12 protein-coding genes and 4 tRNA genes are annotated in these 14,726 nt (G+C 58.6%); 14 read left to right on the top strand and 2 right to left on the bottom strand.

Annotated elements, in window-relative coordinates; translation table 11 throughout:
- Positions 1-85: 85 nt before the first annotated feature.
- From ICA15_RS01705 to ICA15_RS01655, 11 genes are all read left to right on the top strand, one after another.
- On the top strand, positions 86-646 hold the full coding sequence (locus ICA15_RS01705; RefSeq protein WP_042558615.1) for a CvpA family protein: 561 nt from the start codon (positions 86-88) through the stop codon (positions 644-646).
- Positions 647-687: 41 nt separating this feature from the next.
- Entirely contained in the window at positions 688-2,193 is a 1,506-nt protein-coding gene (gene purF / locus ICA15_RS01700; RefSeq protein ID WP_150616659.1) for an amidophosphoribosyltransferase, read from the top strand.
- A gap of 80 nt (positions 2,194-2,273) precedes the next feature.
- Positions 2,274-3,485, top strand: a complete 1,212-nt coding sequence (locus tag ICA15_RS01695; RefSeq protein WP_210555599.1) for an O-succinylhomoserine sulfhydrylase — start codon at positions 2,274-2,276, stop codon at positions 3,483-3,485.
- Positions 3,482-4,258 (top strand): SDR family oxidoreductase, encoded by a 777-nt coding sequence (locus ICA15_RS01690; RefSeq protein WP_150616657.1) that lies wholly within the window; start codon positions 3,482-3,484, stop codon positions 4,256-4,258. The genes ICA15_RS01695 and ICA15_RS01690 overlap by 4 nt, the downstream gene beginning before the upstream one ends.
- A 168-nt stretch (positions 4,259-4,426) precedes the next feature.
- Positions 4,427-4,502: transfer RNA gene (locus tag ICA15_RS01685), tRNA-Val, on the top strand.
- A 55-nt stretch (positions 4,503-4,557) separates the two neighbouring features.
- Positions 4,558-4,634 (top strand) — tRNA-Asp (locus ICA15_RS01680).
- A 94-nt stretch (positions 4,635-4,728) separates the two neighbouring features.
- A tRNA-Asp gene (locus ICA15_RS01675) sits at positions 4,729-4,805 on the top strand.
- Between the two features lie 519 nt (positions 4,806-5,324).
- The gene (locus tag ICA15_RS01670; protein ID WP_150616656.1) at positions 5,325-8,156 is read left to right on the top strand and encodes a xanthine dehydrogenase family protein molybdopterin-binding subunit; all 2,832 of its coding nucleotides are present in this window, start codon (positions 5,325-5,327) and stop codon (positions 8,154-8,156) included.
- Positions 8,149-8,688 (top strand): (2Fe-2S)-binding protein, encoded by a 540-nt coding sequence (locus ICA15_RS01665; RefSeq protein ID WP_042558620.1) that lies wholly within the window; start codon positions 8,149-8,151, stop codon positions 8,686-8,688. Before ICA15_RS01670 ends, ICA15_RS01665 begins: the two co-directional genes overlap by 8 nt.
- A 2-nt stretch (positions 8,689-8,690) precedes the next feature.
- Positions 8,691-9,926: a c-type cytochrome gene (locus ICA15_RS01660; protein WP_210555600.1), complete on the top strand. Its 1,236-nt coding sequence runs from the start codon at positions 8,691-8,693 to the stop codon at positions 9,924-9,926.
- A gap of 1 nt (position 9,927) precedes the next feature.
- Positions 9,928-10,899 carry an XdhC family protein gene (locus ICA15_RS01655; RefSeq protein ID WP_210555601.1) on the top strand — a complete coding sequence of 324 codons (972 nt, stop codon included), beginning with the start codon at positions 9,928-9,930 and terminating at the stop codon, positions 10,897-10,899.
- A gap of 201 nt (positions 10,900-11,100) precedes the next feature.
- On the opposite strand, the gene ICA15_RS01650 is transcribed toward ICA15_RS01655, so the two are convergent.
- Entirely contained in the window at positions 11,101-12,384 is a 1,284-nt protein-coding gene (locus ICA15_RS01650; RefSeq protein WP_210555602.1) for an NAD(P)/FAD-dependent oxidoreductase, read from the bottom strand.
- Between the two features lie 183 nt (positions 12,385-12,567).
- On the opposite strand from ICA15_RS01650, the gene ICA15_RS01645 reads away from it, so the two are divergent.
- Together ICA15_RS01645 and ICA15_RS01640 are read left to right on the top strand one after the other, a co-directional pair.
- Positions 12,568-12,644: transfer RNA gene (locus ICA15_RS01645), tRNA-Val, on the top strand.
- A 521-nt stretch (positions 12,645-13,165) separates the two neighbouring features.
- Entirely contained in the window at positions 13,166-13,621 is a 456-nt protein-coding gene (locus tag ICA15_RS01640; protein ID WP_210555603.1) for a DUF2214 family protein, read from the top strand.
- Positions 13,622-13,843: 222 nt separating this feature from the next.
- On the opposite strand, the gene csrA is transcribed toward ICA15_RS01640, so the two are convergent.
- Positions 13,844-14,038, bottom strand: a complete 195-nt coding sequence (gene csrA, locus ICA15_RS01635) for a carbon storage regulator CsrA (protein ID WP_003179932.1) — start codon at positions 14,036-14,038, stop codon at positions 13,844-13,846.
- Between the two features lie 250 nt (positions 14,039-14,288).
- On the opposite strand from csrA, the gene ICA15_RS01630 reads away from it, so the two are divergent.
- A complete protein-coding gene (locus ICA15_RS01630; protein ID WP_210555604.1) occupies positions 14,289-14,657 on the top strand; it encodes an SPOR domain-containing protein in 369 nt (122 codons plus the stop codon).
- Positions 14,658-14,726: the final 69 nt, after the last annotated feature.

The following is a 14,726-nucleotide window of genomic DNA, read 5'->3' as shown; positions in this document are numbered from 1 at the left end:
GATTGAAATGCACTGAAAATCGCAGCTTACCGACAGCCATGCGCTCTGCTAAAATGCGCCGCCTTATCCGTCTGTAGGCTGCACTGTGCCATTTACCTGGGTTGACTGGGCGATCGTTGCAATCATCGCCATCTCCGCATTGATCAGTTTGAGCCGCGGCTTCGTCAAAGAAGCATTATCGCTGGTGACCTGGATCATCGCAGGAGTCGTCGCCTGGATGTTCGGTGGTTCATTGTCCGAGTACCTCGCCGGATACATCGAAACCCCATCGGCTCGCGTGATCGCGGGCTGTGCCATCATGTTTGTCGCCACGCTGATCGTGGGCGCAATGATCAATTATCTTATCGGCGAGTTGGTTCGCGTCACCGGGTTGTCCGGGACCGACCGCTTCCTGGGAATGGCCTTCGGCGCGGCGCGTGGCGTGCTGCTGGTGGTCGTCGCAGTCGGGCTGTTGAGCCTGGGGCCGGTACAGCAGGACGGGTGGTGGAAAGAATCTCAGCTCGTGCCAAAATTTCTATTGGTCGCCGACTGGTCCAAAAACCTGATTCTCGGGTGGAGCAGTCAGTGGCTTGCCAGCGGAATCAGCGTACCCGCTGAAATTCCGTTCAAGGAGCAGCTCTTGCCGTCGGCCAAAACGCCGCAGTGAGTGTTGTTCAGTTCAGATCCATTAAGTAGGGGTTGCGTCGCATGTGTGGCATCGTCGGTATCGTCGGTAAGTCGAACGTCAATCAGGCGCTGTATGACGCGCTAACCGTGCTCCAGCACCGCGGCCAGGACGCTGCCGGTATCGTGACCAGCCATGATGGCCGGTTGTTCTTGCGCAAGGACAATGGCCTGGTGCGTGACGTGTTCCATCAGCGTCACATGCAGCGCCTGGTCGGCCATATGGGTATCGGCCACGTCCGTTATCCAACCGCGGGCAGCTCGACTTCGGCCGAAGCCCAGCCGTTCTACGTCAACTCGCCTTACGGCATTACGCTGGCGCACAACGGTAACCTGACCAACGTTGAACAGTTGGCCAAAGAGATTTACGAATCCGATCTGCGTCACGTCAACACCAGTTCCGACTCGGAAGTGCTGCTCAACGTGTTCGCCCACGAGCTGGCCCAGCGCGGCAAGCTGCAACCGACCGAAGAAGACGTGTTTGCTGCCGTGACCGACGTGCACAACCGTTGCGTCGGCGGTTACGCGGTAGTGGCCATGGTGACCGGTTACGGCATCGTCGGTTTCCGTGACCCGCACGGCATCCGCCCGATCGTGTTCGGCCAGCGTCACACCGACGAAGGCGTCGAGTACATGATCGCCTCGGAAAGTGTTTCCCTGGACGTGCTCGGTTTCACCCTGATTCGCGACCTGGCACCGGGCGAAGCGGTCTACATCACTGAAGAGGGCAAGCTGCACACCCGTCAGTGCGCGACCAACCCGTCCCTGACCCCGTGCATCTTCGAACACGTCTACCTGGCGCGTCCGGATTCGATCATCGACGGTGTTTCGGTGTACAAGGCTCGCCTGCGCATGGGTGAGAAGCTCGCCGAGAAGATCCTGCGCGAGCGTCCAGAGCACGACATCGACGTGGTCATCCCGATTCCGGACACCAGTCGCACCGCTGCGCTGGAGCTGGCTAATCACTTGGGCGTGAAATTCCGCGAAGGTTTCGTCAAGAACCGTTACATCGGCCGCACCTTCATCATGCCGGGCCAGGCTGCCCGCAAGAAATCGGTACGCCAGAAGCTCAACGCCATCGAGCTGGAATTCCGCGGCAAGAACGTGATGCTGGTCGATGACTCGATCGTGCGCGGCACCACCTGCAAGCAGATCATCCAGATGGCCCGTGAAGCCGGCGCGAAAAACGTCTACTTCTGCTCGGCCGCTCCTGCGGTGCGCTTCCCTAACGTCTACGGCATCGACATGCCAAGCGCCCATGAACTGATCGCCCACAACCGTTCGACTCAGGACGTGGCTGATCTGATCGGTGCTGACTGGCTGATCTATCAGGACTTGCCTGACTTGATCGAAGCGGTCGGCGGCGGCAAGATCAAGATCGAAAACTTCGATTGCGCAGTGTTCGACGGCAAGTACGTCACCGGTGACGTCGATGAGGCGTACCTGGACAAGATCGAACAGGCTCGCAATGATCTCTCGAAGGTCAAGACCCAGGCGGTCAGTGCGATCATCGATCTGTATAACAACTGAGTTTCTACCGGCCCTGAGGGGCCGGTTTTGTATCTGGCAAAAGACTTTTTATTTATCGAGAACAGGCAAGGAGTGACAGCATGAGTCAGGAATGGGATGCCGGTCGTTTGGATAGCGACCTCGAAGGCGTAGCGTTCGATACCCTGGCCGTACGTGCCGGTCAGCACCGTACGCCGGAAGGCGAACACGGTGATCCGATGTTCTTCACCTCAAGCTACGTGTTCCGCACTGCTGCCGACGCAGCAGCACGGTTTGCCGGCGAAGTGCCGGGCAACGTTTACTCGCGTTACACCAACCCGACGGTTCGTGCGTTCGAAGAGCGCATTGCTGCGCTGGAAAGCGCCGAGCAAGCTGTTGCGACGGCGACCGGTATGGCCGCGATCATGGCGGTGGTGATGAGCCTGTGCAGTGCTGGCGATCACGTGCTGGTCTCGCGTAGCGTGTTTGGCTCGACCATCAGCCTGTTCGAAAAGTACTTCAAGCGTTTCGGCATCGAAGTCGACTATGTGCCGCTGGCAGAGTTGCCGGCGTGGGATGCGGCAATCAAGCCGAACACCAAACTGCTGTTCGTCGAGTCGCCATCCAATCCGCTGGCTGAGCTGGTCGATATCACTGCGCTGGCTGAAATCGCCCACGCCAAAGGCGCAATGTTGGTGGTCGACAACTGCTTCTGCACGCCTGCGTTGCAGCAGCCGCTGAAGCTCGGTGCGGACATCGTCGTGCACTCGGCGACCAAGTTCATCGACGGCCAGGGTCGTTGCATGGGCGGCGTGGTTGCCGGTCGTAGCGAGCAGATGAAGGAAGTCGTCGGTTTCTTGCGTACCGCCGGGCCAACGTTGAGCCCGTTCAACGCGTGGATCTTCCTCAAAGGTCTGGAAACCCTGAACCTGCGGATGAAGGCGCACTGCGCCAACGCCCAGCAACTCGCCGAATGGCTGGAGCAACAGGACGGTATCGAGAAGGTGCATTACGCCGGTCTCAAGAGCCATCCGCAGCATGAGCTTGCCCAGCGTCAGCAGAAGGGCTTTGGTGCGGTGGTGAGTTTTGAGGTCAGGGGCGGCAAAGAGGGCGCGTGGCGCTTTATCGATGCCACCCGGTTGATTTCGATCACCGCCAACCTCGGCGATAGCAAAACCACCATCACCCACCCGAGCACCACGTCCCACGGCCGTCTGGCGCCGCAGGAGCGTGAAGCGGCGGGTATTCGTGACAGTCTGATTCGCGTTGCGGTCGGTCTGGAAGACGTGGCTGATCTGCAGGCCGATCTGGCGCGCGGTCTGGCGGCGCTGTGATCGAGTTGTCCACTGCGAAAGCGGGTACCCATGGCCGCGTTGCACTGGTCACGGGCGCCGCGCGCGGCATTGGTCTGGGCATCGCCGCGTGGCTGATCAGCGAGGGCTGGCAAGTGGTCCTGACCGATCTCGATCGTGCGCGCGGTTCGAAAGTGGCGAAGGTGCTGGGCGAACACGCCTGGTTCATCGCCATGGACGTTGCGGATGAAGGTCAGGTGGCACTGGGCGTGGCTGAAGTACTGGGGCAGTTTGGGCGTCTCGATGCGCTGGTGTGCAACGCGGCGGTGGCTGATCCCCACAACATCACCCTGGAAAGCCTTGATCTGGCCTACTGGAATCGGGTGCTGGCAGTGAATCTCAGCGGGCCGATGCTACTGGCCAAGCATTGCGCGCCGTATCTGCGAGCGCACAATGGCTCGATCGTCAATCTGGCGTCGACCCGTGCCGGACAGTCCGAACCTGATACCGAGGCGTATGCGGCGAGCAAGGGCGGTTTGTTGGCCCTCACTCACGCGCTGGCCATCAGCCTCGGGCCGGAGATTCGGGTCAACGCCGTCAGCCCGGGTTGGATTGATGCGCGGGACCCGTTTGCACGCCGTGCCGAGCCGTTGGCCGATACCGATCACGCTCAGCATCCGGCGGGCAGGGTAGGCACGGTTGAGGATGTCGCGGCGATGGTTGCGTGGCTGCTGTCGAGGAATGCCGGGTTCGTCACCGGGCAGGAATTCGTCGTTGACGGCGGCATGACCAAGAAGATGATCTACAGCGAGTAGGGTGCGAAGCTGCCATCTCTGTGGGAGTGAGCCTGCTCGCGATAGCGGTCTTGCGGTTGATGGCTTCTTCAGGAATGACTCGATTTTGTCTTTTTCAGAAAAACTTCAATCCTGCTATTGACTTAGGTTCGCTACCTGCGTAAATTTCGCGGCCTCGGAGATGCAAACGGGTGATTAGCTCAGCTGGGAGAGCGTCTGCCTTACAAGCAGAATGTCGGCGGTTCGATCCCGTCATCACCCACCACTTCCGGGTAACTTGCGAAAGCAAGAGGGTAGGCTGAAAGTGCCTGCACCGACGCGCAGCGGTAGTTCAGTCGGTTAGAATACCGGCCTGTCACGCCGGGGGTCGCGGGTTCGAGTCCCGTCCGCTGCGCCATATTTAACGAGTCAGACACTGTCTGGGTCGTGATTGAAAAGCACCGAAGCTTTCAATCAAAACGAGTTACTTGAGCGCAAGCTCAAAGCGATACGCAGCGGTAGTTCAGTCGGTTAGAATACCGGCCTGTCACGCCGGGGGTCGCGGGTTCGAGTCCCGTCCGCTGCGCCATATCTGCCTCAAGGCCCACTGAACGCCTTGAAGCACCGAAAGCAACCATTGGTTGATTCGGAATCGATAGCAAAGACCCTGGTCGAAAGACCGGGGTTTTTTGTGTCTGAAATTTGACCTTCCTCTTTCCTCTCTCCTATTTACGTCCCTGCACGATATCCCTGTAGGAGCTGCGGCACGCTGCGATCTTTTGATTTTGATTATTAAAAAACCAGATCAAAAGATCGCAGCCTCGTTTCACTCGACAGCTCCTACAGAGTTTTGTATTCGCAAAGATCTTGCGCGCAGAGTTTTCTATCGGCTTGCTGCGGTGCCACGTCGCATTGATTTTTTGATTCTTTAGTCAGAATTATGTAACTGGTTGTTTGCTGCGAGCCAAGAAACCTTTAAAGTTAACCTTTCGGTCAGCTTTGCACTGTCAACACAGCTCTTTGCTTCGCCAGAAAGAGCTTCTGCAAGACTCGAGATTCCCAGTAGATAACCAGAAGGGCGGACAAATAACCGCCCAGAGGATGATCCATGTCCAACCGTGAAATATCCCGGCGCTCATTTCTTCAGGGCGGGCTGGTAGCGGGGGTGAGCGTCACGCTCACGCCGCTCAGCAGTCAGGCGCTGGCTGCCTTGATGGAAAACAGCGTCACCGTGCCGTCCGAGAAGTGGCTCGGCAACAACGGTAAGGCGCGTCAGCGTAACGATGCACTGTCCAAGGTCTGCGGCAGTAAAGTGTTCGCCCGTGACATCCGTTCCAAGGACATGCCGGGCTGGCCTGAACAGCAAGGCCACGCCATGCTGCTGAAAACCATCAAGGCTGATCGCATCTATGCCGGCTACGACCTGTCGTGGCTTGGCGCAGACTTGCAGCCGGATCGCATCGTTACCGCTGCTGACCTGGACAAGGACGGCATCGTCTTTCCGGAAGAGCACGCTCCGGATCCGCTGTTGCCGGAAGGCAAAGTGCCGATGTTCATTGGGCACCCGGTGGCAATCCTGATCTGGAACGATTTCGAGCGTTTCCGTCAGGCCAAGAACCAGCTCAAATTCAATGACAAGGCGATTCGTTACGGTGCTCAAGTGCCGTTCTACGAGCGTGACCCCTACGGCAGCTTCCGTTATGTGCGCGTCGGCGGCCCGACCTCAGCTGATGAAGACGAATTCGCCAGCCTCAAGGATTCGATCCTGTTCCCGATGCTGAAAAACCGTCGCCCGGTGTGGAATGCATCGCCGAACCTGCATGGCAACCTGACCGAGCGCGGATTGTTCTACGCCGATCGCATGAAGAAAGAGATCGACACGCCGCCGGACAACTGGCTGGTGTTCGATGAGCGCTACAAGACTCCGTCGATCGAGCCGGCCGCCATGGAGCCGGACAACGGCAACGGCTGGTATGACCCGAAGACCAAAACCCTGCACTTTGTCGTGGCGACCCAGTGCCCGCTGGAAACGGCGACCGATACCGCGAAAATGATCGCGCCGTCGCGCTTTGGCCTGGCCAATCTGAACATGCACCCGGGTTACACCGTGGGTTACGGCTCAAAAGACCACAACATCTTCGTTTACTACGCGGCCCTCGCTGCGCTGTACGGCGCCGGTGTGCCTGTGCGTCTGGCCAACGACCGCTACGAGCAGTTCCAGAGTGGCATCAAGCGTCACCCGTTCGACATTCGCTACCAATTGGCCGTGGACAAGAACGATTACAGCTTCAAGATTTTTCGCTCCGAAATGAGCGTCGACGGTGGCGGCCGGATCAACTACAGCCCGTCGGTAGCCGCAGTGGGTGCCACGGCAGCACAGTCGATCTACTACATGCCGCAGAATGACCTGCAAGTCACCGCCTATCACTCGCGCGGTGTTGAGGCGGGTTCGATGCGCGGCTACGGCACCCTGCAAAGCATGGCGGCGACCGAAATGATGGTCGACGAAATCGCCAATCGCCTGGGCGTCGACGCGATCGATCTGCGTCGCAAGAACGCTCTGCGTTCCGGCATGAAAAACACCCAGGGTGCGATCCCGGCCGGCGCGCTGCGATTGCACGAGATTCTCGACAAGGCCTCGGTGCACGAAGTCTGGAAAAACCGCGACGCGATCAAAAAGCAGCGCGAAGCGGCAGATCCGGATAACTGGTATGGCGTTGGTTTTGCCATCTGCCAGAAAGACTTCGGCACCGGTTCCGAAGCGCCGATGGCCAGCATCGAATTCACTGCCGACGGTCGCATTACCCTGCGCCACATCGGCATCGAAATCGGCACCGGCATGTCCACTTCGCAAGCTTTGGTCGTTGCCGATTTCCTCGGTAGCCCGGCGCACGAAGTGAAGACTGGCGAAACCGAATGGAAGGAAATGCAGCTGATCACCAGCGGCAACCCTTACATCATGAGCCAGGCCGAGCAAGACAACCTGCTGCGCAACCCGCGCTGGGTGGGCAAATTGGCCTCGGCGTCGTCCGCGACCAACTCCGCTTACTACTTCAGCCACGCCACCCGTGAAGCGGCGCGTGTGTTGTTCAATCACGGTCTGTGGCCGGCGGCGCTGGAGATCTGGCGTCAGGGCCCTTATGGCGGCCAGGCCAACCCTTACGTGGTGCGACGTGAAGACGCGCATTGGGTCGATGGCAAACTGACCGCTAACGGCATGCAGCCGCTGAGCTTCGAAGAGCTGGCCAAGCGCGCGCACGAGCGTGGTTTGGTCACAGCAGCGACAGTCCACGGTTTCAACCGCTGGAGCTGGGCCGAGGCTGAGTACAGCATCGACGGCGTGAAAGAGCGTCTGCCGCTGGACGGTCTGGCGGTGAAGTATGGCGACGGCGCACCGAAGGCCAAGCAAGCGTTGATGAGTACCGCCGGTTTCCACCTGCTGGATCGCCAGAACATCAACTATCCGGTCACCCAACTGAACAATGCTGCCGTGACTTACTACAGCCCGGTCGCCACGCTGGTCGAGTTGAAGGTCAATAAAGGTTCGCTGGAAGTCGAAGTGCTCAATCACCATTCGTGGGTCGAGTGCGGGCGTGTGTTGGTCGAAGAACTCGTCAAGGGCCAACTTGAGGGCGGTATCGCCATGGGCATCGGCCACGCACTGATGGAAGAAATGCCGCTGTACGAAGGCGGGCCGGGGGAGGGTGACTGGAACTTCAACCGTTACCGTCTGCCGATGGCGCGTCACGTTGCGGTGTGGAAACAGACGGCGGAAATTCTGCCGCCGCTGTCGCCAAGCGATCCGTCCAAAGGCATCGCCGAAGTGGTGATGATCCCGGTAGTCGGTGCCATCGGTAACGCCGTGGCGCACGCCATCGGTAAACGTGTTCGCGATCTGCCAATCACTGCTGCGCGCATCAAGGAGGCCCTCAATGGCTAACCGTCCGCTTCAACTGACCCTCAATGGTCAATCCGTCGGCCCGGTGGACATCCCTGATGACCTGCCGATGATCGACTACCTGCACGAATACAAGAATCTCACCGGCTCGCGCCTGGGCTGCGGTCAGGGTATCTGCCACGCCTGCGTCGTGATCGTCGACAACCCGGACGGCACCAGCGAAGAAGTGCGCACCTGCATCACCGGCGCGCATTACTTCGAAGGCAAGAAAGTCCGCACCATTGAAAGCCACGCCAAGCGTGACGAAGATGGTCAGGTCACTGAGCTGAATCCGATCCAGCAGCGTTTCGTCGATGAGTTCGCCTTCCAGTGCAGCTACTGCGCACCGGGCTTCGTCAATGCCGCGACCGTGCTGGTGGAAAAGCTGCAACGCCAGCCGATCGTCAAAAGCCAACTGGAACAAGTCATCGAGGACAGCCTCGGCCATCACATCTGTCGTTGCACCGGGTACGTGCGTTACTACAACGCTACCCGCAACGTGCTGACCGATCTCGGCCTGGTCAAGGAGGGTTAAGCATGAAGCTTTTATTGACCCGCCTGACCCTGACGGTCGGGCTGGCTGCGCCGCTGTTGTTGGCGCACGCTGATGATCAGGTCAAGCGCGGCGAGTATCTCGCCCGCGCTGCCGACTGCGTGGCCTGCCACACAGCGCCGGGTGGTGCGCCGTATGCGGGTGGTCTGCCGATCGTCTCGCCGTTCGGCACGATCTACGGCACCAACATAACGCCGAGCAAAGAGCACGGCATCGGTTTGTACAACGATGACGAGTTCTTCGCTGCATTGACCGCAGGCAAGCGCCGCGACGGTGCGAATCTGTATCCAGCGATGCCGTACACCTCCTATCACCTGGTGCCGCGGGAAGATTCGGACGCGATCCATGCGTATCTGAAAACTGTTGCACCGATCGAGCGTGCGGCACCGGTCACCAGCCTGAGCTTTCCGTTCAACGTGCGTCTGGGCCTGATGGGCTGGAACATGATGTACGGCAAAGATGTGAAGCTGGATTCGGGCGAAGGCAAAAGCGAAGCGTGGAAGCGCGGCCAATACATGGTCGACGTTCTTGGCCACTGCGGCGAATGCCATACGCCACGCGGCCTGCCGGGCGCGATGCAGATGGACAAGCGCATGACCGGCGGCATCCTCAACGGTTATCTGGCACCGAGCCTGTTGGCCACCGATCTGGCCGCTCGCGGCTGGAATCATCAGGATCTGAGCACATTCCTCAAGCACGGCATGAGTGCGCAGGGCACGATGTTCAACGAGATGTTCCCGGTGTTCCACAACAGCACTCAGGGCCTGACCGATACCGATCTGGCGGCGATGGCCACGTTCCTGCTCGGTGATCAGCCGCCGGCAGCCAAAGCGCTGGTCGAAGTGCCAGTGGACAAACTCAGCGCGAGCGCCCAGCGTGGCCGTCAGGATTACTTGAACGTCTGCGCCGGATGTCACGCGGTCGGTGGCGAGGGCAAACCGCATATCGCGGTGGCCATGCGCGGCAACACCACGCTGCGTCTGGAAGATCCACGGAACTTGTTGCGCGTGATCGAAGATGGTATCGGCGAACAGAAGTTCTCCGGTTTCGAGCACATGCAACCGATGCCGGGTTTTGCCGACAAGCTCAGTCCTGAGCAGTTGACCGATCTGCTGAACTACCTGCGCCAAGGTTGGGGCGGTCAATCCGCCGAGCTGGCAGTGAGCGACGTGCAGAAGCTGCAAGCCGACGCCCCGACCATCGAGCACAAGGCGCACTGACATGCAGCATCTCGATCTGCAAGTGGTGCGACGTGCGCTGGAGTGGTCGGTGGCGGGGCAGCGCATCTGGCTTTGCACCGTGCTGACCACCTACGGCTCGGCACCGCGTGCGCCGGGTTCACTGCTGGCGGTGAATGATGGTGGACAGTGGATCGGGTCGCTGTCCGGCGGTTGCGTCGAGGAAGATTTTCTCGAACGCGTCGCCGAAGGTGCGTTTCTCGATGCGGTCAACGTTGTGCGTTACGGCGAAGGTGACGATCCGCGCTCGCGGGTCAGCCTGCCCTGCGGTGGCATTCTCGATGTGCTGGTAGAGAAATTTGACGCCGACTGCGAGGTGCAGGCGCATCTGCGCGAATTGGAGTCGGCACTGCTCGGTCAGCGTCGATTGATTCGCGAGGTCGATCTGGCCAGCGGTGCGCGCAGTCTGTTCGCTGATCGCGAGCAGGGTGCGCGTATCGAGCGGGAGATTGATCGGGTGCGGATCCGCATCGGTGCGGCGCAGCGTCTGTTACTCGCCGGATATTCCAGCGTGGCCCAGGCCTGCGCCGAGTTTGCGGTCGGCCTCGGTTTCGAAGTGATCCTCTGCGATCCGCGCGATGAAGTGCTCGAAGGTGTGGTGCTTAATGGCGTGGAGATTCGGCGGCAACTGCCTTCGGTGTTCATCGCCGATGGAGGCTGCCATCGCGATACCGCGGTCGTGGCGTTGACCCATGATCCGCGCATCGACGATCTGGCGATGATGGAGGCGGTGCGGACCGAAGCGTTCTACATTGGCGTGATGGGCTCGCTGCAGACTTCGCAGAAACGCTTCGAGCGTTTGCGTCGGATTGGCGGGCTGGGGGAGGGCGAGTTGGCGCGGATTCATGCGCCGATCGGTCTAAACCTGGGCAGCAAGACGCCGGCGGAAATCGCGTTGGCGGTACTGGCGGATATCTTGCGCATTCGCAGTGGGATTGCTCGGGATCAGCTCTGATACGGATTTTTAGATCCATCTGTGGTGAACGGATCTGTGGTCAGAGGGGGTATCTGGGGGTTAGGGGATTTATTTGTGGCGAGGGGAATTATCCCCGATGGGGCGCGCAGCGGCCCTGCTTTTGAAAAGCAGAGGACTGCTGCGCAATCCATCGGGGATAAATCCTCTCGCCACAAATGCTTCTGTGGTCAGAAAACCTGATCAGAACCCATATCTGTCGCGCAACCCGTAATACCAGGCCCCCAGCGCCGCAAACGGCGTACGCAGCAGTTGCCCGCCCGGGAACGGATAGTGCGGCAGATCAGCAAACGCATCAAAACGCTCCGCCTGACCACGCAACGCCTCGGCCAACACTTTGCCGGCCAGATGCGTGTACGTCACACCATGACCACTGCAACCCTGCGAGTAATAGATGTTGTCGCCCAGGCGTCCAACCTGCGGCAGGCGCGACAGGGTCAGCAGGAAGTTTCCGGTCCAGGCGTAATCAATCTTCACGTCCTTGAGTTGCGGGAAGGCCTTGAGCATTTTCGGGCGGATGATCGCTTCGATGTTCGCCGGATCCCGTGCGCCATATACCACGCCGCCGCCGAAGATCAGGCGCTTGTCGCCCGTCAGGCGGTAGTAGTCGAGAAGGTAATTGCAGTCTTCGACACAGTAATCCTGTGGCAGCAGGGTTCTCGCCAGTTCATCGCCCAGCGGTTCAGTGGTGATTACCTGGGTGCCGCACGGCATCGATTTGGCCGCCAGTTCCGGCACCAGATTACCGAGGTAGGCGTTGCCGGCAACGATGATGAACTTCGCTCTGACCTTGCCTTGCGGCGTGTGCACAACCGGGTTGGCACCGCGCTCGATCCGCACGGCGGGCGATTGCTCATAGATAGCGCCGCCAAGCGATTCAACTGCCGCTGCTTCGCCGAGCGCCAGGTTTAGCGGATGAATATGGCCGCCACTCATGTCGAGCATGCCGCCGACGTACTGATCGCAGGCCACAACCTCGCGAATACGACGTCGATCAAGCAGTTCAAGCTGCGTATGGCCGAAGCGTTCCCACAGACGCTTTTGCGATTCCAAGTGGCCCATCTGCTTGGCCGACAGCGCCGCGAACACGCCGCCGTCCTTCAGATCGCACTGTATGTTGTACTTGGCGACGCGCTCGCGAATGATCCGGCTGCCTTCGAAGGCCATGTGGCCAAGCAGTTGCGCTTGCTGCGGGCCGACGGTGCGTTCGATCACATCAATGTCGCGGCTGTAGCTATTAACAATCTGGCCGCCGTTGCGCCCTGAAGCGCCGAAACCGACTTTGGCGGCTTCCAGCACGGTCACGCGAAAACCGCTCTCCAGCAGAAACAGGGCGGAGGACAGCCCGGTATACCCGGCACCAATCACACAGACATCCGTCTCCACATCATCCTGCAAGGCTGGACGTGCCGGTACGGCATTCGCCGACGCCGCGTAATAAGACTCTGGGTAAAGGGTGTTCGCCATCCTGCAGCCTCTGTTTAATATATTTTACGAGTGCGCCGATCCTACCCGAGTTGAAAAACCTCCGCCAGCCACGGAAAAATCTGTGTCGCTGGGTGGAAATTAAATATTTTGCATATTCATAGGGTTAGGTGAAAAAAAGGTGTTGACACCCCTCCGGAATTCCGTAGAATGCCGCCTCACAGCAGGCACGTAGCTCAGTTGGTTAGAGCACCACCTTGACATGGTGGGGGTCGTTGGTTCGAGTCCAATCGCGCCTACCAAACAAAATCCGCTCTGCTGGGCGGTCTAGAAGGGCTCACCGAAAGGTGGGCCCTTTTTTGTTGTCTGGGGTTTGCAAACCCTTTGCAAAATCCTCGGTTCAGAACACCAACTCGACACTCACCTCGACGTACGCTTACCTTCTCTTTCCAGATTGATGAGACTGCTTCAGCGCTAGCGCATATAGCCAGTCATTCCGTCGCGTCAAACTCTCATTCCTTAAAAATAGTGTGGATATTGAATGAGTTACGAGTTTTTTTAACCGACCGGTTATCGAAAAAATATTGTCGCTGAAGCGATTAATCAGTAATATCCGCTCCGCGTTCACCACCACGGTTTATGCATTTTTAATCCCAAGCTTCCATCAGCTGCTTGGGATTTTTTTTGCCTGCGATTTGGCTTTTGCAGCACTTCTCTATTGCGTTCCTCGGCGTCACCACTGGCGATGTGGCACGAGCGAATCTCCATTTTTTCGACTACTACTGACTGGCCGATTTTCAACTCTCTATAAAGGAGTGTGTCGATGCTGGGTCATTGGTTTCTAGCGGCTATTCATCTACTGGCTTTTGCCTTGGGCTTTTGGGCGGTACTGACGCGTGGAACGGCGTTCAGTCGTTTGGCGGCCGGTGCGGGGGAGGTCAGGCGCGTGTTGCTCGCCGATAATCTGTGGGGCATCTCTGCGTTGATTCTGTTGATAACGGGCGGGATGCGTGCTTTTGGCGGGTATGAGAAGGGCACTGACTATTACCTTCACCAGCCACTGTTCCATCTGAAAATGACACTGTTTGTAGTCATTCTGCTGATAGAGCTCGCGCCGATGATCACATTGGTCAAATGGCGCATTGCATCAGCCCGCGGTGCGGCACTCGATACCGGGCGTGCAAAGTTGTACGCGCGAATCAGTCATGTCGAGGCGTTGTTGCTGATGCTGATGGTGGTTGCCGCCACCGGCATGGCGCGTGGCGTGACATTCGCTTAGGAGGGCGAATTCCCTGTGCTCTATCGGAATCGTCCGACAGCCAGCCTTTGGAATGGCCGGTAATATCGAGCGGTAACAAGGGATGGGGAGAATGAATCGGAAGGGGATGGGTGTGTCAGGCGCCGTGCCCAACAGAGTGGGAAGCGGGTGGCAATACGGCGCGTGTATCTCTAGCCAGTCATTGTGCTGGGCAAACGAACTGGCTACTGACTGCGATGCGGATCAGGGTGTCTGTGGTTTGTCCGGAGCGGTCAGACCAGCCTGAATGCGCTGGTAGATCTCTTCACGGTGCACCGCAACGTTCTTCGGAGCGTTGATGCCAATTCGTACTTGCTGGCCGCTAACGCCCAGGATGGTGATGGTGATGTCATCGCCAATGTTTATGCTTTCACCGACTTTGCGGGTGAGTATCAGCATGGTCTTCTCCTTGATTGCTTTGTAGGGCACCTGATTCAGACAGTGCAGAGGTCGGTGGTACGTATAGATTAGTGCGAAGTCTCACGGTTTGGGTGCCTCTTTCTGACGCGCAGATGCGGCATTAATTCCCAGGGCGTAACTATACAGAGGCTGCAATCATCAATCTCGTTGTTTCGTGCCCATTTTGCGGGGCTCGCGAAGTATTTATGAATGGTAAGATCGCCGCTTTGAGATTTCCGAGGAAACCGTTGTGCGCAAATTGGTCTGGATGGTCGCGGCACTGGCATTGGCAGGATGTGGTGAAGGCAAGAGTGTAGACGCGCAAAAGCCGAAAACGGTGGTCGCGGCTGCTCCTGCGGTGGCCTCCGCTCCACAGTGGGATCTCGAGGTGCGCGGCGAAACGCCTCAGGCTGTCAGTGATCTGAGCGGCTGGCTGATCGAGCATGCGTTTGTTCCAACGGTAATCAAGGACAGCAGCGGTAAAGCGCGGATTCTGATTGGCCCGTTCAACACCAAGGCAGAGGCTGAAGCTCGTCAGGTGCAGGTCGATGCAGCATTGGTAAAGGCCAAAAAACAGAATATTGAATCGGTGGTGATCGAGCATCCGATCCAACCGTAAATTTTGCTTTCAGCGGAGCAGCCTAAAGGGCGTCGGATGCGATTCGTCTTATACGAGTCACTTACGATT

Origin of the sequence: Pseudomonas sp. P116, from assembly GCF_020149425.1 — a bacterium.
Lineage (GTDB): Bacteria > Pseudomonadota > Gammaproteobacteria > Pseudomonadales > Pseudomonadaceae > Aquipseudomonas > Aquipseudomonas anatoliensis.
Note: the sequence above shows the minus strand (reverse complement) of the source record. Positions and strands in the feature narration are given on the sequence as shown.